This is a genomic window from Amycolatopsis sp. NPDC049252, assembly GCF_043197175.1.
Taxonomy (GTDB): domain Bacteria; phylum Actinomycetota; class Actinomycetes; order Mycobacteriales; family Pseudonocardiaceae; genus Amycolatopsis.
The window spans coordinates 33,165-50,568 of sequence record NZ_JBICSQ010000045.1; the positions used below are offsets into that span (position 1 = coordinate 33,165).

At 73.1% G+C, this 17,404-nt stretch carries 17 protein-coding genes; 9 read left to right on the forward strand and 8 right to left on the reverse strand.

Annotated elements, in window-relative coordinates; genetic code table 11:
• Nucleotides 1-113 precede the first annotated feature (113 nt).
• Together ACGFMK_RS32770 and ACGFMK_RS32775 are read left to right on the forward strand one after the other, a co-directional pair.
• Nucleotides 114-1,139 carry an ABC transporter substrate-binding protein gene (locus tag ACGFMK_RS32770; protein WP_392771493.1) on the forward strand — a complete coding sequence of 342 codons (1,026 nt, stop codon included), beginning with the start codon at nt 114-116 and terminating at the stop codon, nt 1,137-1,139.
• An 11-nt stretch (nt 1,140-1,150) separates the two neighbouring features.
• A complete protein-coding gene (locus tag ACGFMK_RS32775) occupies nt 1,151-1,360 on the forward strand; it encodes an MbtH family protein (protein ID WP_392771496.1) in 210 nt (69 codons plus the stop codon).
• Nucleotides 1,361-1,414: 54 nt separating this feature from the next.
• On the opposite strand, the gene ACGFMK_RS32780 is transcribed toward ACGFMK_RS32775, so the two are convergent.
• From ACGFMK_RS32780 to ACGFMK_RS32790, 3 genes are all read right to left on the reverse strand, one after another.
• Complete coding sequence (locus ACGFMK_RS32780; RefSeq protein WP_392771498.1) at nt 1,415-3,166, reverse strand: ABC transporter ATP-binding protein; 1,752 nt, start codon at nt 3,164-3,166, stop codon at nt 1,415-1,417.
• The gene (locus tag ACGFMK_RS32785) at nt 3,163-4,833 is read right to left on the reverse strand and encodes an ABC transporter ATP-binding protein (protein WP_392771501.1); all 1,671 of its coding nucleotides are present in this window, start codon (nt 4,831-4,833) and stop codon (nt 3,163-3,165) included. The genes ACGFMK_RS32780 and ACGFMK_RS32785 overlap by 4 nt, the downstream gene beginning before the upstream one ends.
• 78 nt (nt 4,834-4,911) lie before the next feature.
• A complete protein-coding gene (locus ACGFMK_RS32790; protein ID WP_392771503.1) occupies nt 4,912-5,757 on the reverse strand; it encodes a hypothetical protein in 846 nt (281 codons plus the stop codon).
• 83 nt (nt 5,758-5,840) lie between these two features.
• Here ACGFMK_RS32790 and ACGFMK_RS32795 point away from each other — a divergent pair, with 83 nt between their 5' ends.
• From ACGFMK_RS32795 to ACGFMK_RS32825, 7 genes are all read left to right on the forward strand, one after another.
• Nucleotides 5,841-6,353 (forward strand): DinB family protein, encoded by a 513-nt coding sequence (locus ACGFMK_RS32795; protein ID WP_323328589.1) that lies wholly within the window; start codon nt 5,841-5,843, stop codon nt 6,351-6,353.
• Between the two features lie 398 nt (nt 6,354-6,751).
• Nucleotides 6,752-7,852, forward strand: a complete 1,101-nt coding sequence (locus tag ACGFMK_RS32800) for a hypothetical protein (RefSeq protein WP_392771506.1) — start codon at nt 6,752-6,754, stop codon at nt 7,850-7,852.
• A gap of 18 nt (nt 7,853-7,870) precedes the next feature.
• On the forward strand, nt 7,871-8,581 hold the full coding sequence (locus ACGFMK_RS32805) for an MBL fold metallo-hydrolase (protein ID WP_392771509.1): 711 nt from the start codon (nt 7,871-7,873) through the stop codon (nt 8,579-8,581).
• 236 nt (nt 8,582-8,817) lie between these two features.
• Complete coding sequence (locus ACGFMK_RS32810) at nt 8,818-9,636, forward strand: ABC transporter permease (protein ID WP_392771512.1); 819 nt, start codon at nt 8,818-8,820, stop codon at nt 9,634-9,636.
• Complete coding sequence (locus ACGFMK_RS32815) at nt 9,621-10,340, forward strand: ABC transporter ATP-binding protein (protein WP_392771513.1); 720 nt, start codon at nt 9,621-9,623, stop codon at nt 10,338-10,340. Before ACGFMK_RS32810 ends, ACGFMK_RS32815 begins: the two co-directional genes overlap by 16 nt.
• Entirely contained in the window at nt 10,327-11,355 is a 1,029-nt protein-coding gene (locus ACGFMK_RS32820; protein WP_392771515.1) for an ABC transporter substrate-binding protein, read from the forward strand. The genes ACGFMK_RS32815 and ACGFMK_RS32820 overlap by 14 nt, the downstream gene beginning before the upstream one ends.
• Entirely contained in the window at nt 11,352-12,503 is a 1,152-nt protein-coding gene (locus tag ACGFMK_RS32825; RefSeq protein ID WP_392771516.1) for an LLM class flavin-dependent oxidoreductase, read from the forward strand. The genes ACGFMK_RS32820 and ACGFMK_RS32825 overlap by 4 nt, the downstream gene beginning before the upstream one ends.
• On the opposite strand, the gene ACGFMK_RS32830 is transcribed toward ACGFMK_RS32825, so the two are convergent.
• From ACGFMK_RS32830 to ACGFMK_RS32850, 5 genes are all read right to left on the reverse strand, one after another.
• The gene (locus ACGFMK_RS32830; protein WP_392771517.1) at nt 12,500-13,096 is read right to left on the reverse strand and encodes a class F sortase; all 597 of its coding nucleotides are present in this window, start codon (nt 13,094-13,096) and stop codon (nt 12,500-12,502) included. The genes ACGFMK_RS32825 and ACGFMK_RS32830 overlap by 4 nt on opposite strands.
• Nucleotides 13,086-13,949, reverse strand: coding sequence for a DUF4397 domain-containing protein (locus ACGFMK_RS32835; RefSeq protein WP_392771520.1), 864 nt, complete (start codon nt 13,947-13,949; stop codon nt 13,086-13,088). The genes ACGFMK_RS32830 and ACGFMK_RS32835 overlap by 11 nt, the downstream gene beginning before the upstream one ends.
• Nucleotides 13,950-13,969: 20 nt before the next feature.
• On the reverse strand, nt 13,970-15,796 hold the full coding sequence (locus ACGFMK_RS32840) for a glycosyl transferase (protein ID WP_392771521.1): 1,827 nt from the start codon (nt 15,794-15,796) through the stop codon (nt 13,970-13,972).
• A gap of 106 nt (nt 15,797-15,902) precedes the next feature.
• Nucleotides 15,903-16,688, reverse strand: a complete 786-nt coding sequence (locus ACGFMK_RS32845) for an IclR family transcriptional regulator (protein WP_323328569.1) — start codon at nt 16,686-16,688, stop codon at nt 15,903-15,905.
• 48 nt (nt 16,689-16,736) lie between these two features.
• Nucleotides 16,737-17,333: a TetR/AcrR family transcriptional regulator gene (locus tag ACGFMK_RS32850; protein WP_392771525.1), complete on the reverse strand. Its 597-nt coding sequence runs from the start codon at nt 17,331-17,333 to the stop codon at nt 16,737-16,739.
• Nucleotides 17,334-17,404 lie beyond the last annotated feature (71 nt).

Below are 17,404 nucleotides of genomic sequence, written 5' to 3' on the forward strand. Positions count from 1 at the left end.
GGCTCCCCTAAATAAGGTGTGCCTATCCTAAAGTCTGTGGCATCCGGGCCTTCGGCCCGAGCCGGGGGCTCCGCCACCCGGAACCCCCAAAAAAAGGTTCTCGAGAGGTTCTCATGTCCGTGTTTCAAGGCGGTGCCGGGCTCAGCCGGCGTGGATTCCTGATCGGCACCGGCGGTCTCGCCGCGGTCGCGGCGCTCACCGCGTGCGGCAGCAGTGGTGACAAGCCGGCGGCCGCCGCCTCCGGGCCGTGGGAGTTCACCGACGACCGGAACCAGAAGGCCGCGCGCGACCAGCGACCGTCCCGTGTCGTCGCCTACGCCAGCTCGGCCGCCGCGCTCTGGGACTACGGCGTCCGCCCGGTCGGCGTGTTCGGCCCGCAGAAGACGGCCGACGGCGCCAAGGAGATCCAGGCCGGCAACATCGACCTGAACGCCGTCACCTCCATCGGCAACGCCTGGGACGACTTCAGCATGGAGAAGTTCGCCGCGCTGAAGCCGGACCTGGTCGTCACCGGGCTCACCGGCACCAAGCCGACCGACCTGTGGGTGCTGAAGGACGACCTCGGCCCCAAGGTGCAGGCGATCGCCCCGATCGTCGCGCTGTCGGAGTACAAGGTCACGCTGCCGAAGGTGATCGAGCGCTACGAGCAGCTCGCCGTCGCGCTGGGCGGCGACGCGAACTCGGCCGCCATCAAGAAGGGCAAGGACGACTTCCGGAAGGCGTCCGACGACCTGAAGGCCGCGATCAAGTCCAAGCCCGGCCTGAAGGTGCTCGTGGTGTCCAGCGACAAGGACAACCTGTACGTCTGCAAGCCGGAGTTCTTCGCCGACCTCGCGTACTACCGCGACCTCGGCCTGGACATCGTCAACGGCGCGGGCACGGACGACTACTTCGAGACGCTCAGCTGGGAGCAGGCCGGCAAGTACCCGGCCGACCTGATCCTCAGCGACAGCCGCACCTTCGCCCTGTCGCGTCAGCAGCTGGCCGCGATCCCGACCTGGGCGCAGCTGCCCGCCGTCAAGGCGAACCAGCTCGCCGACTGGTCGACCGAGCCGCGGTTCAACCCGGTGCTCGCGGCCCCGGTCATCCAGAAGCTGGCCGAGGTCGTGAACGGCGCCCGCACGGACATCACCGCCTGAGGAGGCCCCCGATGACCAACCCGTTCGAAGACCCCGAAGGCACGTACCTGGTCCTGGTCAACGCCGAGAACCAGCACAGCCTGTGGCCGGAGCCGGTCGACGTCCCGGCCGGCTGGAGCGTGGTGTTCGGCCCGTCCGGCCGCCAGGCGTGCCTGGACCACGTGGAAGCGAACTGGACGGACATGCGCCCGAAGTCTCTGGCCGACGCCATGGACAACTGACCCTTCCCCGCACGACACGCCGGGAGCCGCCTGTGCTCCCGGCGTTGTCGTATGTCAGGTGCGCTGGCCGGACCAAGCCGCCCAGAGCTTGGCGTACTGGCCATTCGCGGCGACCAGCTCGTCGTGCGTGCCCGACTCGACCACCGCGCCCGCGTCCAGGACCACGATGCGGTCGGACGCCGCCGCCTGGGTGAGGCGGTGGGCGACCACCAGGGCCGTGCGGCCTTCGAGGGCCGCCGCGGCCGCCGACTCCAGGACGCGGGAACCGGCGCTGCCCGCCTCGGCCGTGGCCTCGTCGAGGATCGCGATCGGCGGGTCGGCCAGCACCAGCCGGACCAGGGCCAGCTGCTGCGCCTGCGTCACCGTCAGCTGGTGACCGCCTTCGCCGACGACCGTCGCCAAGCCCCCCGGCAGCGCGTCCACCCAGGACAGTGCCCCGACCTTCGTCAGCGCGGCCCGCAGGTCGTCGTCCGACGCCGAGGGCCGTGCCAGGCGCAGGTCCTCAGCCAGTGGCCCGGCGAAGACGTGGACCTCCTGGCTGATCAGCGCGACGGTCCGGCGGGTCGCCTCCGGGCCCAGTTCGTCCAGGGGGACGCCGCCGAGCGTGATCGAGCCCGAGCCCGGCCGGTGGATGCCGGCGATCAGCTTGGCCAGCGTGGTCTTCCCGGCGCCGCTCGCCCCGACCAGCGCCACCCGCTCGCCGGGCGCGACGCCGAGGTCGACGTCCCGCAGCACCGGGTGACCGTCCACATAGGAGTAACCCGCGCCCGCCGTCTTCACCGACGCGTCGACCGGCCGCGCCGGTTGCGCGGGCTGGGCTGCGGCGGGCAGGTCGGCGACGCCGATCAGCCGCGCGAGGCTGGCCGCGGCCGCCTGCGCGTCGTCGACCAGGGCCAGGGCCGTCGTGATCGGGCCGAACAGGCTGTGGAAGTACAGGGCCGCCGCCGTCGCCACACCGACCGTCACGGCGTCCGCCCCGACCAGCAGGAACCCCATCGCGAGGATCGCCGACAGCCCGGCGAACTCGGCGAGGTTGAGCCGAGCGTAGAACCGCGTCACCAGCCGGATCCCGCGCAGCGCCAGCTCGACGGCGCTGTCGGAGCGCTTCCGCACCCGCTCGATGTGGGCGTCGCCCATGCTGAACGCGCGGACGGTCTTCGCGCCACCGATGGTGTCCAGCAGCTGCTGCTGTTGCGCGCCGACGGCCTCGCGCTGGCTGGCGTACAACGGCTTCGCGCGCGGCACGTACCAGCGCACGGTCCACAGCTGGATCGGCACGGCCACCAGCGCGGCCAGGAAGAACCGCCAGTCCAGCACGGCAAGCGCGCCGAGCGTGAGCACCACCGTCAGCACCGAACGCCCCAGCTCGGGCAGCGCCTCCCGGACGCCCTCCGCGACCACGGAGACGTCGTTCGTCACGCGCGCGGTGAGGTCGCCGGACCCGGCGCGTTCCACCTGTTCGAGCGGCAGCCCGAGCGCCCGCTCGACGAAGCGTTCCCGCAGCTCCGCCAGGATCGTCTCACCGAGACGCGACACCATCGACACGCCGAGGGCGGTCGCGACCGCCTGCGCCAGCGCGACGAGCACCAGCGCGACCACCGGCGTGACGAGCCCGGTCGCCGGCTGCTTCGACGCGACCAGGTCGACGACCCGGCCGAGCAGGGGAGCGGTGAGCAGGCCGATCGCGGTGGCCGCGACCAGCATGGTGAACGCGGCCACCGCGCGGCCCTTGGCCCGGCCGAGCAGCTCGCCGAGGACGGCGCGGATGCGCGGCCCGCCGGCCACGGGAAGGAGCTCGCGGGTCATGACAGCACCGCCGCCCGGTAGTCGGCCCGGCCGGCCAGCTCGGCATGGCTGCCCTCGCAGGCGATCCGCCCGTCGTCGAGCAGCACGACCCGATCGGTCGCGGCGAGCAGGGCCGGGCTGGTGGTCACGAGGATGGTCGTGCGGCCGCGGCGCAGCTCCGCCAGGCCCGCGGCGATCCGGGCCTCGGTGACGGTGTCGACCGCGGTCGTCGGGTCGTGCAGCACGAGCACCGGCGCGTCGACGGCCAGCGCCCGGGCGAGGGCGACCCGCTGGCGTTGGCCGCCGGAGAGTGATCTCCCGCGTTCGCTGACGGCGGTCGCGACGCCGTCGGGCAGCGCGCTCGCCACCTCGTCGACGGCGGCGGCCGACATCGCCTCGGCGACGCGCGGCCCGGGCTCGACGTTCTCGGCGACGGTCCCCGCGAACAGGTCCGCGTCGTGCGCGGCGACCAGCACGACTTCGCGCACCCGGCTCGGGTCCACGGTGGACAGGTCGACCGCGTCGACCGACACCGACCCGGTGGCGGGGTCGGCGGCGCGGCCGAGGCAGTCGAGCAGGTCGGTCGCGGCGGCCGGGTCGGTGGCGACCACGCCGAGCAGTTCCCCCGGCCGGGCTTCGAAGTCGACGTCGCGCAGCGCGCCCCGGCCCAGCGCGGACAGCCGCACGTGCCCGGGCGCCGGGGCCGGCAGCGTCGCGGTGCCCGCGCCGACGGCGGGCGGGGCGTTGAGGACGTCGGCGATCCGCCCGGCCGACGCCCGGCCCTGGGCGAGTTCGCCGTTGACCCACGAGAAGATCGAGAACGGCGTGATGAGGTACTGGGCGAGCCCGACCGCCGCGACCAGGTCGCCGATGGTGATGTCGCCCGCCGCGGCGAGGTTGCCGCCGACCAGCGCGACCAGCGCGATGAAGATGCCGGTGAGCGCGAGCAGGGCGCCGTTGTGCCAGGCCTGGGCGCGGGCCGCCTTGAGCGTCGCCTTCAGCGAGTCCTGGCTGGTCCGGCGGTAGCGGTCGACGGCCGCGCGTTCGGCGCCGACGCCCTTGAGCACGCGCAGCCCGGCGACGAGGTCCGTCGCGATCCCGGAGGCGAAGGCGGAGCGTTCCTGCTCGGCTTCGCTGCGGCGTTCCAGGGGCTTTCCGACGAGGTGCGCGAGGTAGAGCATCGGCGGCGTGCCGAGCAGCACGAGCAGGCCGAGCGGGATCGACATCGTCAGCAGCACGACGGCGCTCACCAGGAGCCCGGCCAGCCCGGCGACACCGAACGGGAGGACGCCGTTGAGCTGGCCGACGCGCTTCGCGTCCGACGTCCCGATGCTCACCAGTTCACCCGCGAGGTTGCCGGTTTCGGCGCCGCCACCCGGGTGCAGCACACGGCGGCCGAGGTCGAGGCGGAGTTCGTGGGCGGCGCGTTCCGCGGCGCGCTCGCCGGCGCGGGCGCCGAGCCGGTAGCTGGTCGACAGGCCGGCGAAGAGCACACCGAGCACCGCGAGCCAGAGCAGCAGGGTCCAGACCGAGCCGCCCGCGACGGCCTGGTCGATCACGACGCCGATCACCACCGGGACCAGCGCCTCACCGCCCTGGTGGCACGCCGTCAGCAGCGACGCGAGCGCCACCGGCCGGCGTTGCCCGGCGATCGAACGGCGGAGGACTTCCCGTCCGGTCGTGCTCACCCGCGCCTCCCTGTCCTGTCGTGGGATAGGTAAGGCTAGTCTAAGTAAATCGCTTACGGGGAAACGGTCGTGTTCGTCTCAGTTCGCGGCCGCGACGGGATCGGTCGCCGGTTCCCCGAACCGCGCGAGGGCCAGTGCGGCGGCGACGGCCAGGACGAACCCCGCCACCGCGACCAGCGCGAACCCGGGCCGCGTGCGGTCGCCGAGCGCGAGCACGCCGACCAGTGACGGGAACACCGTCTCGCCGAGAACCATCATCGCGGTCGACGTCGTGACGCTGCCGCGTTGCAACGCCGTCGCGTAGAAGAGCATCGCCATCCCGCCCGCGACGGCGACGGTGTAGGTCGCCGGGTCCTTGAGCAGGTCGAGCGGCGCGAGGCTGGGGATGATCCGCCCGGCGATCGCGACGACGCCGAAGCACAGCCCGGCGACCAGCCCGAGCGCCGGCGTCCGGATGCGGCGGTTCGCCTTGCCGGCGACGATCCCGGCGCCGGCCAGCACGACGACCGCGCCGATCAGCACCAGCCGGAACCCGAGGCCGACGGGGTCCGAGCCCTCGCTCTCGGCGGCCGCGCCGAGCAGGCCCAGGCCGGCGCACACGACGGCGATGGCACCCCACTCCCGTTTGCCCAGCCGGACGCCGAGGAACCGCGCGGCGACGGCGGTCACGGCGAGGCTGGCGGCGAGCGCGGCCTGCACGACGAACAGCGGCAGGACGTGCAGGGCCACGATCTGCGCCACGAAGCCGAGAACGTCCAGCGAGAGGCCGAGCACGAACTTCCACTGGCCGAGCACGCGCACCAGGAGTTTCGGGTCGACGCCGTCGGCGCCGGTGTCGGTCGCCTGCGCGGCGACCGACTGCATGACCGACGCGACGCCGTACGCGCAGGCCGCGCCCAAGGCGCAGAGGAGTCCCCACCACATGTCACCCAGCCTAGGACCGTTCCCGTCCGGCGTGATCTTGGCGGCCTCCGGATTTTGTCGGACCCCCTCGCTATCTTGTCTGCATGTCGAACACGAGTTCGAAGATGCGCCGGTCCTGGCCCGCTCGCCTGGCCTGGGACGAGCTTCGCGTGCAGCTGGACTTCCTGCAGTTCCTCCGCGCCACCGCGGTCAACAAGGTCGCCGGGTTGACCCCCGAGGCCGCCGCGGCGACGCCGCTGCCGACGTCACCGCGGATGAGCGCGCTGGGTGTCCTGAAGCACCTGACCGCGGTCGAGCGGTGGTGGCTGGCGATCGAGGCGGGCGGTGCGGACCTGCCGTCGCTCTGGCCGGGCAAACCGGACCCGAGCTGGGACCTGACGGAGGACGACACCCCGGCGTCGGTGGTCGCGGCGTACAAGGCGGAGTGGGCCCGGGTGGAGAAGGCACTGCACGGGCTCACCCCCGACGACCGCACGAGGCGGCGCTCGGAGTTCACCGTGCGGTGGGTGCTCGCGCACGTCGTGCAGGAGACGGCCCGGCATGTAGGGCACCTGGACGTCCTGCGCGAGCTGGCCGACGGGGAGGTGGGGGAATGAAAACGGGGTGACACGCGGGATAGCGTGGGTGGGTGGCCGTCGTCGCGGAGTACCGCCGATTTACCGGCCCCCTGGCCCTTCACGGGTGCCAGTGGGGCTGCGGTGCCATGTCCGTGAACGGCTGAGGCTGCGCGGGTTCGGCGAGTGCGGTTCGGCCTGAGTGAGTCGGCCGGCGCGGTTTCGGTTTGCTCTGCCTGGCTGGCTCGGGTTGCGTGAGTGGCTGAGGCGGCCCGGCCGCCTCAGGTCGCCATGCTTGCCCAAGCCGGTCTGCCTGCCTGCCGATCGCCTCGGCTGGTCGAGGCGAGTCGCGAGCGCGTGGAGATGTGCCGACCTCACCGGGTGTCCGGGCCAGGGGGAGCAGCCGCCCCCATCGTCCCGCTCGTCCCGGAGGTCTTGTCATGCCCGTTGCCCTCACCCCTGCTCAGCTGACCCGTGATCTCGCCGTCCGCGATCTGACCGATCCGGCCGCCGGGCCGCACGCCGTCCAGCTCGTTGTCGAACGGGCCGTCGCCGCGCTGGCCGGACGGTGGTCGTGCGCCGTCCGGCGGTGGCCCGGAGAGCGGATCGTCACCGCCGCCGACAACTACGACAACCTCGGCTACGACCCGGCCGATGTCACCCGCGACGCGCGTTACACCCGCTACGTCGACGCGGATCGCATGCTGCGCAGCCATTCCAGCGCGATGATCCCGGCGGCGCTGCGCGCGCTGGCCACGAGCCCGGCCGACGACGTCCTGCTCGTGTGCCCGGGTGTCGTCTACCGCCGCGACAGCATCGACCGGCTGCACAGCGGGACGCCGCACCAGCTCGACCTGTGGCGGATCACCCGCCGCCCGATGGGGCGGGCCGACCTCGAAGAGCTGGCCGGCGCGCTCCTGCCGGGCCGCCGGTGGCGGCGGGCGGACCGGCGGCATTCGTACACAGTGGACGGTGCCGAGCTCGACGTCGAGCACGACGGCGCCTGGGTGGAGGTCGCCGAATGCGGGCTCGCGCACCCGGCCGTCCTGGCGCGGGCCGGGCTGCGCGAAGGCTGGTCCGGGCTCGCCCTCGGCCTGGGCCTGGACCGGATGCTGATGCTGCTCAAGGGCATCCCGGACATCCGGCTGCTGCGCTCGACCGAACCCGCGGTCGCACACCAGATGCTCGACCTCGAGCCCTACCGCCCGGTGTCGGCGATGCCGTCGGTGCGCCGTGACCTCTCGATCGCCGTCGCGGCCGACGACCTCGCGGAGGACCTCGGCGACCGCGTCCGCGACGCACTGGGCGCCGGCGCCGACGTCGTCGAGACGGTCGAGATCCGGCAGGAGACGCCGTGCGCGGACCTGCCACCGCAGGCACTCGCCCGGCTGGGCGCGAGCGCCGACCAGAAGAACCTGCTGGTACGCCTGGTACTCCGCCCGACGGGAACGACGCTCTCCGACCACGAGGCCAACCTCCTGCGCGACCGCGTCTACGCCGCCCTGCACCGGGGCAACGTCCACCAGTGGGCCGCGCGGTGACCCCGTAGGGTGGCGGGCATGACGGATCGGCTCTACTTCCGGCAGTTGCTCGCGGGCCGCGACTTCGCGGTCGGGGACCCGGTGGCGACGCAGATGGTGAACTTCGCCTACCTGATCGGCGACCGCGAGACCGGGGACGCGGTGATCGTCGACCCGGCCTACGCCGTGCGGGATCTGCTCGACGTGCTCGCCGCGGACGGGATGCGGCTCACCGGCGTGCTCGCCACCCACCACCACCCCGACCACGTCGGCGGCGACATGATGGGCTTCTCACTGCCCGGGATCGCCGAGCTGCTGGCCGTGGAGCAGGTGCCGATCCACGTCAACGCCGCCGAGACCGAGTGGGTCCGGCGGGTCACCGGAGTGTCGGACACCGACCTGCGCGCGCACGACCACGACGACGTCCTCGAGGTCGGCGCGATCCCGATCCGCCTGCTGCACACCCCCGGCCACACGCCGGGCAGCCAGTGCTTCCTCGTCGAGGACAAGCTCGTCTCCGGCGACACGCTGTTCCTCGAGGGCTGCGGCCGCACCGACTTCCCCGGCGGGGACGCCGAGGAGATCTACCGCAGCCTGCAGGCCCTCGCCGGGCTGGCCGGCGACCCCGTCGTCTACCCCGGGCACCAGTACTCCGCCGAGCCCTCGGCTCCGCTGTCGGACGTCAAGCGCACCAACTTCGTCTACCGGCCGCGTTCGCTCGACGAATGGAAGGTCATGTTCGGCGGCTGACCTCGCCGTTCCACGGACTGAAACACGGCTATTTCACGGAATGGGAGTCCGCGTCCACGGATTGACTTCACCCGTTCGTGGCTCGAAGCTCGGGACCATGCATCACGGCGCGCTCCTCGTCGCCCGCCTGCACGTCGATCTCCGGCGGCAGGCGAGCGCGGCGTGTCCGCGCGCCTGATTTCGCGCTGAAGCCCGAACACCGCTGAGCCCGAATACTGAAGTCCCGGGAGAAATCCGTGTCGATTTCCACCACGGGCGTGCTGGCGCGCGCCGAACCGGCCGCCGAACGGCCGTCCCGCAAGACCTGGCGGCGGATCGACCTGCGCCGGTGGATCAGCCCGGTGGTGCTGGTCGCCGTCTGGCAGATCGCCAGCGGCACCGGCCTGCTGCCACCCGACAAGCTCAGTTCACCGTGGACGGTCCTGCAGGCCGGCGTCGAAGTCGCGCGCAGCGGCGAGCTCGGTGACGCGTTCGCCGTGTCGCTCGGCCGCGTCGGCGCCGGCTTCGCCGTCGGCGCACTCGTCGGTGTCGTCCTCGGCATCGTCTCCGGGCTGTCGCGCTGGGGTGAAGCGCTGGTCGACCCGCCGGTCCAGATGCTGCGCACGTTGCCGTTCCTCGGCCTGATCCCGCTGTTCATCCTGTGGTTCGGGATCGGCGAGGAGACGAAGATCGTGCTGGTCGCGCTCGGTGTGGCCTTCCCGCTCTACCTGAACGTCCACTCGGGAATCCGCGGCGCCGACCCGAACCTCGTCGAGGCCTCGCGGGCGCTCGGGTTCAGCCGCGCGGAACGGCTCTGGCACGTCGTGCTGCCCGGCGCCCTGCCGCAGGCGCTGGTCGGGCTGCGGCAGTCGCTCGGCCTGGCGTGGCTCGCGCTGATCGTCGGCGAGACGGTCAACGCCGACGCCGGCGTCGGCTACCTCATCAACAACGCGCGGGAGTTCCTGCGCACCGACGTCGTGGTCGTCGGCCTGATCCTGTACGCCCTGCTCGGCCTGGTCACCGACGCGCTGGTCCGGCTGCTGGAACGGAAGGTGCTGCGGTGGCGAACCCGGTAGCGGACGTCGGGAACCTGACCAAGCGGTTCGGCGACCGGACCGTCCTCGGTGGACTCGACCTGACCATCGGCCGCGGCGAGTTCGTCGCCCTGCTGGGCCGCAGCGGCTCCGGCAAGTCGACGCTCCTGCGGGTGCTGGCCGGGCTCGACGGTGACGTCGAAGGCAGGGCCGACGTCCACGGCACCGTCTCGGTCGCCTTTCAGCAGCCGCGGTTGCTGCCGTGGCGGAAGGTCTGGCGCAACGTCGTACTCGGCCTGCGCCAGGACGGCGTCTCGAAGTCCCGCAACCGCGCGCTGGCCGACCGGGCGCTCGCCGAGGTCCACCTCGGTGAGCACGCCGACGACTGGCCGCTGACGCTGTCGGGCGGTGAGGCGCAGCGCGTGTCGCTGGCCCGCGCCCTGGTGCGCGAGCCGGACCTGCTGCTGCTCGACGAGCCGTTCGGCGCCCTCGACGCGCTCACCCGGATCGCGATGCACCGGCTGGTCGAGGACCTCTGGCGCCGGCACCGGCCGGGCGTGCTGCTGGTGACCCACGACGTCGACGAAGCGCTCCTGCTCGCCGACCGGGTGCTCGTCCTCGACGGCGGCCGCATCGTCGCCGAACACCGGCCGGGCGGGTCCCGGCCGCGCAACCCCGCCGACCACATCGACGTCCGCCGCCGCGTGCTGGCGGACCTGGGAGTGACCGAAGATGCGCCTGTATAAGGGAATCGTCGCCGTCGCGGCGGCGCTGGTACTGGCCGGCTGCGGCTCGGCCACCGGCGCGAACCCCGGCCCGGCCGCCGTGCCGCCGCCGGTGAGCGCGGCCGACCTGGCGAAGGTGACGCTCAAGGTCGGCGACCAGAAGGGCGGCGTGAAGTCGCTGCTCACCGCCGCGAAGGGCCTCGACAACCTGCCGTACAAGATCGAGTGGTCGACGTTCACCTCCGGCCCGCCGCTGCTCGAGGCGGCGTCGGCCGGGGCGATCGACATCGGCCGCGTCGGCAACACGCCACCCATCTTCGCCGCGGCCGCGAAGGCGAAGATCGCCGTCGTGAGCGTCTCGAAGAGCAACGTCGAACGCGAGGCGATCCTGGTCCCGGACGACTCACCGCTGAAGGACGTCGCGTCCCTCAAAGGCAAGACGGTCGGCGTCGCGAAGGGCTCGTCCGCCCACGGACAGCTGCTGAACACGCTGCACAACGCCGGACTGTCCACCAAGGACATCAAGGTGACGTTCCTGCAGCCGGCCGAGGCCTACGCCGCGTTCACCCAGCACACGATCGACGCGTGGGCGATCTGGGACCCCTACACCGCGCAGGCCCAGATCGAGGCCAAGGCGCGGGTGCTGGCCGACGGCCGGGGCTCGTCGAACGGCCTGAGCTTCCAGACCGCGAGCACCGCGGCGCTGGCCGACCCCGGCAAGAACTCGGCCATCCGGGACTTCGTGGTCCGGGTGGTCAAGGCCCAGAAGTGGGCCGACGCGCACCGCCCGGAGTGGGCGGCGGCGTGGGCCAAGGAGACCGGGCTGAAGCTCGAGGTGGCGCAGAAGGCCGTCGACGCGGGCCGTGACCTGCCGACCCCGCTGGACGACTCGATCGTGCAGTCGGAGCAACAGCTCGCGGACGCCTTCACCGACGACAAGACTCTGCCGGGGAAGGTGGACTTCGCCGCGTACGCCGACCGCCGGTTCGGTCCCGACCTGGAGGCGGCCCAGAAGACGCCGAGGAGCAACGGATGAGCATCAGGCTGCACTGGTTCCTGCCCACCAGCGGCGACGGCCGCACGATCGTGGAACGCTTCCACGCCAACCGGTCCGCCGGTCCGGCCGCGCAGCGCGACCCCGATCTCGACTACCTCGCCCAGGTGGCCCGCGCGGCCGAGCGGCAGGGCTTCGAAGGCGTCTTGACGCCGACCGGGACGTGGTGCGAGGACGCCTGGCTGACCACGGCCGCGCTGATCCGTGAGACGACCAAGCTGAAGTTCCTGGTCGCCTTCCGTCCCGGTGTCATCTCGCCGACGCTCGCCGCGCAGATGGCCGGCACGTTCCAGCGCCTGTCGAACGGCCGCGTGCTGCTCAACATCGTCACCGGCGGCGACGCGGTCGAGCAGCGCCGGTTCGGCGACTGGCACGACCACGACGCCCGGTACGCGCGCACCGACGAGTTCCTGACGATCGTCCGCGGGGTGTGGTCCGGGAAGCCGTTCACCTTCGAAGGCGAGCACCTGAAGGTCGAAGGCGCGACGACGCTGGCCGCGCCGGACCCGGCGCCGCCGATCTACTTCGGTGGCTCGTCGCCGGCCGCGCTGCCGGTCGCCGCCCGGCACGCCGACGTCTACCTGACCTGGGGCGAGCCGCCCGCGCAGGTGGCCGAGAAGATCGCCAAGGTCAAGGCGCTGGCGGGGGACCGGGACATCCGGTTCGGCGTCCGGCTGCACACGATCTCGCGCGACACCTCGGCCGAGGCGTGGGCGGAGGCGCAGAAGCTGCTGGACGCGTTGAGCCCGGAGCAGGTCGCGAAGGCGCAGGCGCAGCTGGCCGTCAGCGAATCCGTCGGGCAGCAGCGGATGGTCGCGCTGCACGGCGGCCGCACCGACGGCGGGGTCCGCGGCCTGGAGATCCACCCGAACCTGTGGGCCGGCGTCGGCCTGGTCCGCGGCGGCGCGGGCACCGCGCTGGTGGGCAGCCACAGCGAGGTCGCCGACCTGATCGAGGAGTACCACTCGGTCGGCGTCAGCGAGTTCGTGCTGTCCGGCTACCCGCACCTGGAGGAGGCGTACTGGTTCGGCGACGGCGTCCGGCCGGAGCTGGCCCGGCGTGGCCTGCTGGCCGACGTCCCGGCGCTGCACCGGCCGTCCCACCCCGAACGCAACGTCGCCGCCCTTTAACCCCAGCGAGTGGAGGCGTAGACGACGATGTTGTCGCGGTAAGAGCGTTTCGCCGCGTCGAAGCTGCCGCCGCAGGTGATCAGCCGCAGGGCGCTGCCCGGCGCGGGCCCGTAGACCGCGTCGGTCGGGAAGGCGTTCTTCGGGTACCGCTGGACGCGGTCCACCACGAAACGCGCCTCTTGGCCGTCGGAGCGCGTGACGAACACTTCGTCGCCGCCCTTCAGCTCGCGCAGCCGGAAGAACGGTGCCGGGCCGGACCGGGAGTCGACGTGCGCGGCGATCACGGCGGGGCCGGGGTCGCCCGGCACCGGGCCGTCGGCGTACCAGCCGATGTCCCCGAACTTCGCGGGCGCTTCGAGCTGGTGGTCGGGCCCGAGCCCGAGCGGGACGAGCGCGGGCGCGTCGATGGCGATAGCCGGGATCCGCAGGTGCACCGGGCGGACCTCGGCGGCCGTCGGCAGCGGCTGCGGCCCGGCCGCGGCCGCCGGGGTGGAGGACGACGTCACCGTCGGCGGCGGGGTGGCCGGGGCCGCTGTCGAGCAGCCCGCGACCACCAGCGCCGTGACGAGGAGCGCGCCGAGCTCAGTGCGCACGGGCGGCCCGGCGCCGCCGCAGCACCGGCCACGCCGCGAGCGCGGCCAGGAGTGCGACCACCGCCGCCGCCGGCCAGAACGGCGTGCCCGACGACACCGGCGCCGTGCCGCCACCGCCGGTCTCGACGCCGAACTTCGGCGGGTCGGGCAGCGACGCGCCGTCGGCGATCGGGTTCGCCTTGAGCGCCCCGCCGTCCTCGGTGACCAGCAGCGTGGTCGACGTGCCCGCCTTGACGTCGACGTCGGCGGTGGACTTCACCGAGCCGCCGCTCAGCTGCAGCGGGTAGCGCCCCTGCGGCACGTCGACGTAGTTGGACGTCATGCCGTACGCCGCGTCCTTGGCGATCGCCATGCCCTGCGGGCCGTCGACGGAGACCGGGGCGATGGCCGCCGACCCTTCGACGACGCGGACCCGGCCCTGGCCCGGGCCGGGCGGGGTCAGGTCGTCGGTCACCAGCTGGCCGTGCAGCGTGCCGTCCGGGCCGTTCGCGAAGACCAGCAGGGAGTAGGCGTTGCGCTCGGCGACGTCGATGGTGGCCGACAGGGCGGGCGGGGTGGTCGCCGCGGCGTTGGCGGGCCGCATCGAGAGGGTGTACTTGCCGGGGTCGAGCGACGAGTAGGGCGTGACCGCGCCGTAGCCGGCCTTGCGGATGACGACCTTCTCGGCCTGCCCGAACGGCGCGAAGTAGATGTCCACCGGCGGGACCTTCGGGGACAGGTGGCCGACGCGGATCCAGCCGACGCCCGGCCCGGGCGTGTTCGCCGCGGCGGACGCGGGACCCGGCGCGAGCGCGCCGATCAAGAGGGCCGCGGCGATCAGCCCGGCCGGTCTGAGCAGGAGCCTGGTGCGCATGGGAGGGCCTTTCGGGAAGCTCAGGGAGAGGAGAACGGGACCAGCAGTCCCGAGGGCGCGAACAACGGGTAGGTGACGAGCACACCGTCGCGGGTCCGGGCGACGGCCGAGGGGCGGAACAGGTCGCGCTGGCCGGTGTAGAACGCGGCCACGCCGTCCTCGCCGCCGGCGAACTGCACGCGGCGGCGGGGCTGACCGGCGGATTCTTCGCCGGGGACTTCGGGGAACGCGGTGATCTTCACCGGCTGCAGGGCCGCCAGCGCGGCGATCGTCGCGATGAGCCGGGGATCGACGCGGCCGGCTCGCAGCACGGCGGCGGCGTCCTGGCTGACGGTGAGCCGGGTGGACGCGGCCAGCGCGGCACCGGCGTGGGCCCGGGCCGAGTCCTCCGACGACGCGCCCGGGTCGGCCGGGGGCAGGTCGAGGCGGGAGACCGTGACCCGCTGGTCGCCGGAGCCGAACGCCGCGACCACCCCGGCGTCGGTCAAGGCGCCGTCGAGGGCGGGGTAGCGCTGCCGGAGGTCGTCGGCGTCATGGGTGAAGACCGCCCACTCGGCGGCCGGGCAGGCGGCCGCGCACGCGGCGGGCGGCGCCATCATTCCGGTGGGCCAGCCCCCGTTCGCGAGCTCGGCCCAGGCCGCGTCGTCGACGAGCAGCCGGGCACCGGAAGCGTTGTCCCGCAACCATCCCTGCGCGTCGGTCAGCGGCCCGCTGCGGTCGGGGGACGGCTTCAAGGCGCTGAACCCGTACGCCCAGCCGACCCCGACCACCAGGACGGAAGCGGTGGCGGCCACCACGAGCCCGGTCCGGCCCCCGGCCCGTGACTGGTGGGCCGCCGCCCGGCGCTGGCGGGTGACGGCCTGGGCGACCCCGGCCACCAGCAGCGGGGTCACCGGCAGCAGCAGCGCGAGCACCGCCGTGTCGGGCACGCCGGGTACGAGCAGCATCGCGACGAGCAGCAGGCCGGACACCGCGAACGGCCGCAGCGCGGCGACCGCCAGCCCGGCGACGAGGGCGAAGGTCGAGAGCACCGCCCACGCCGGGTCGAGCGCCACCCAGTCGGCGACGTCGGGGTGGCCCGCGGCGGCGAGGTGGGGCCGCAGCACGGCGGCGGCCGGGCCGAACGCGACACCCAGCCCGAGGTTGAGCAGCACCGCCACCACCGCGGCCCGGGTCGGCGACCGGCGGACCAGCAGCCAGCCGGCCGCGGGCAGCAGGAACAGCGCCAGCGGTGAGGTGAGCACGGCGGCCAGCAGGCACACCGCGGCCAGGATGTCGTGGCGGAGCTTGGCTTCGGGGGTGGTGATCAGCACCAGCGCGCCGAGCGCCCACACCGCCGCCAGGTGCTCGACGACGACCAGCCGCTGCAGGCCGAGCGCCAGCGGTGACACGGCGATCAGCAGCACCGCCGCCGTGGCCGCCCAGCGCGCCAGGCCGAGGCGGCGCGCGAGGAACCACAGGAGGACCGTGCCGATCACGGCGGCGACCAGCATCGTCTCGCGGACGGCCGCCAGCGCTGTGGCCGAGCGGCCGAACGCGTCGGACACCATCGTGTAGGCGGACAGCTGCAGCCAGCCGAACCGGCTGAGCCCGGCGCCGCCCGCGTCGGTGAACGGCGTGAGGTGGCCGAGCGCGTACGCGTGGGCGACGGTCGCCGCTTCGGACGGCAGGGCCGGGGTGGTGGCGGCGAGGTAGAGCACGCGGAGGCCGCCGGCCAGGGCCAGCAGCGCCAGCACGATGTCGAGGGACAGCAGCCGGTGCGCGGCCGAAGGACGCGCACCCGACTGCTCGGAAAGTGTCGCGGGGGAGTGGCCCGAGAACGTCGTCCCCCAGCTGTGCTGGGCCATTGGACGGATCGTAGCCGCTGGGGATCACCCGTACAGCTCGGGGAGGTTACGTCATCCGGACGGCCTAGAGATCGTCTTGATGATCAAAAACCCTTGTGCGGCAAGATTATTTCCGACTGTCCGCAGTGGATCCGGAAAGCGTCCGGGTCAACGCGAGGGCGACCGTGCGGACGGCCGGGGCCACCCGTTCGGTCCGCATCCGGTTGGCCCAGCCCGAAATCGACACGGCCGCGACCGCGACGCCGTGCGCGTCGAGCAGCGGGCTGGCCGCGCACACGACGCCGACGCCCGATTCCTCACGTTCCAGCGCGATCCCGTCTTCGCGGATCCGGGTGAGCTGGCGGCGAAGCAGTCCGGGCGCGGTGATCGTCTTGGGGCTCATGCGGGGCAATCCGGCGTCGATCACCTTGTTCACCACGGATTCCGCGGAAAACGCGAGAATCGCCTTGCCGACGCCGGTCGCGTGCGCGGGGAACCGGCCGCCGATGCGCGACGGCAGCGTCGGCGCGTCCGGCCCGCGCAGCACGTCGAGGTAGACGACTTCGGTGCCTTCCAGGATCGCGAGGTGGACCGTGTTGCGGGTCGCCTCGCGGAGATCGGCGAGGTACGGCCGGGCCGCTTCGACAAGTCCTCTCCGGGGCGAGGCCAGTTGGCCGATTTCGAACAGCCGCAGCCCGAGCCGCACCGCGCCGTCCTCACGCGTCAGCAGACCGGTCTCGGCGAGGTGACCGACGAGGCGGTGCACGGTGGTCTTCGCGAGCCCGGTCCGGCGGGCCAGCTCGGACACGCCGAGTGACTCGTCGCCGGGGCGGAAGGCCTCGAGGAGCGCGGCGAGCCGGGCCGCGACGAGACCGTCGCCGCTCGCTCCTTCGTTCCGCCCAGCGGTACGCATGGGTTGAGTGTGCCCGATCCGGCGCGGGACTGTCAGCTGGTGGTGCGGTCAGCGGGCCAGGTCGTCGGCGCCGAGCACGAGCTTGACGCAGTGCGCGACGAGCCGCTCGCGCGTCACCTTCAGCGAGCCGTCGAGGTAGGCGATGAAGACGTTGCTCAGCGCGCCGACCAGCCCGACGGCCACCAACTGGCGTTCGGTCTCGTCCCCGCGCGAAAGCTGCTCGCCGACGAGGGCGGCGAACACGGGCAGCAGGTGCAGGCCGCGCCGGGTGAGCGCGGGGTCGGTCAGCGGGGCGAGCAGCAGGATCCGGCCCTTGCGGGGGTCGTCGACGATCAGCTCGACGAACGCGCGCACGGCGTTCTCGGCCCGGAGTGTCGGGTTGGGCGCGTCCCGGACGGCGTCGACGAGGGCCTGGCGCGCCTGTTCGCCGACGTGCTCGTAGACCGCGGCGACGAGCTCCTCGCGGTCGGCGAAACTCTCGTAGAAGTAGCGCTCGGTGAGCTTCGCGTGCCGGCACACCGCGCGCACGCTGGTCGCGGCCGAGCCTTCGGTGCCCAGCAGCTCGAGGCCCGCGGCGACGAGCTGCTCGCGCCGGAGCGCCTTCCGGTCGTCCAGTGTCGTGCCCGCCCAGGTCCGGCCCGGCATCCCCGCTCCTCGGTTGACTACATCTGTTGTCAGATCCTAGCCTGACAACAGCCGTAGTCAGTTGAGACTCG

Bases quoted from the DNA above. Each gene is read 5' to 3' on its own strand.
- ACGFMK_RS32770 (WP_392771493.1), top strand. From the start codon at position 114: ATGTCCGTGTTTCAAGGCGGTGCCGGGCTCAGCCGGCGTGGATTCCTG.
- ACGFMK_RS32775 (WP_392771496.1), top strand. From the start codon at position 1,151: ATGACCAACCCGTTCGAAGACCCCGAAGGCACGTACCTGGTCCTGGTC.
- ACGFMK_RS32780 (WP_392771498.1), bottom strand. From the start codon at position 3,166: ATGACCCGCGAGCTCCTTCCCGTGGCCGGCGGGCCGCGCATCCGCGCC.
- ACGFMK_RS32790 (WP_392771503.1), bottom strand. From the start codon at position 5,757: ATGTGGTGGGGACTCCTCTGCGCCTTGGGCGCGGCCTGCGCGTACGGC.
- ACGFMK_RS32795 (WP_323328589.1), top strand. From the start codon at position 5,841: ATGTCGAACACGAGTTCGAAGATGCGCCGGTCCTGGCCCGCTCGCCTG.
- ACGFMK_RS32800 (WP_392771506.1), top strand. From the start codon at position 6,752: ATGCCCGTTGCCCTCACCCCTGCTCAGCTGACCCGTGATCTCGCCGTC.
- ACGFMK_RS32805 (WP_392771509.1), top strand. From the start codon at position 7,871: ATGACGGATCGGCTCTACTTCCGGCAGTTGCTCGCGGGCCGCGACTTC.
- ACGFMK_RS32820 (WP_392771515.1), top strand. From the start codon at position 10,327: ATGCGCCTGTATAAGGGAATCGTCGCCGTCGCGGCGGCGCTGGTACTG.
- ACGFMK_RS32825 (WP_392771516.1), top strand. From the start codon at position 11,352: ATGAGCATCAGGCTGCACTGGTTCCTGCCCACCAGCGGCGACGGCCGC.
- ACGFMK_RS32835 (WP_392771520.1), bottom strand. From the start codon at position 13,949: ATGCGCACCAGGCTCCTGCTCAGACCGGCCGGGCTGATCGCCGCGGCC.
- ACGFMK_RS32840 (WP_392771521.1), bottom strand. From the start codon at position 15,796: ATGGCCCAGCACAGCTGGGGGACGACGTTCTCGGGCCACTCCCCCGCG.
- ACGFMK_RS32845 (WP_323328569.1), bottom strand. From the start codon at position 16,688: ATGCGTACCGCTGGGCGGAACGAAGGAGCGAGCGGCGACGGTCTCGTC.
- ACGFMK_RS32850 (WP_392771525.1), bottom strand. From the start codon at position 17,333: ATGCCGGGCCGGACCTGGGCGGGCACGACACTGGACGACCGGAAGGCG.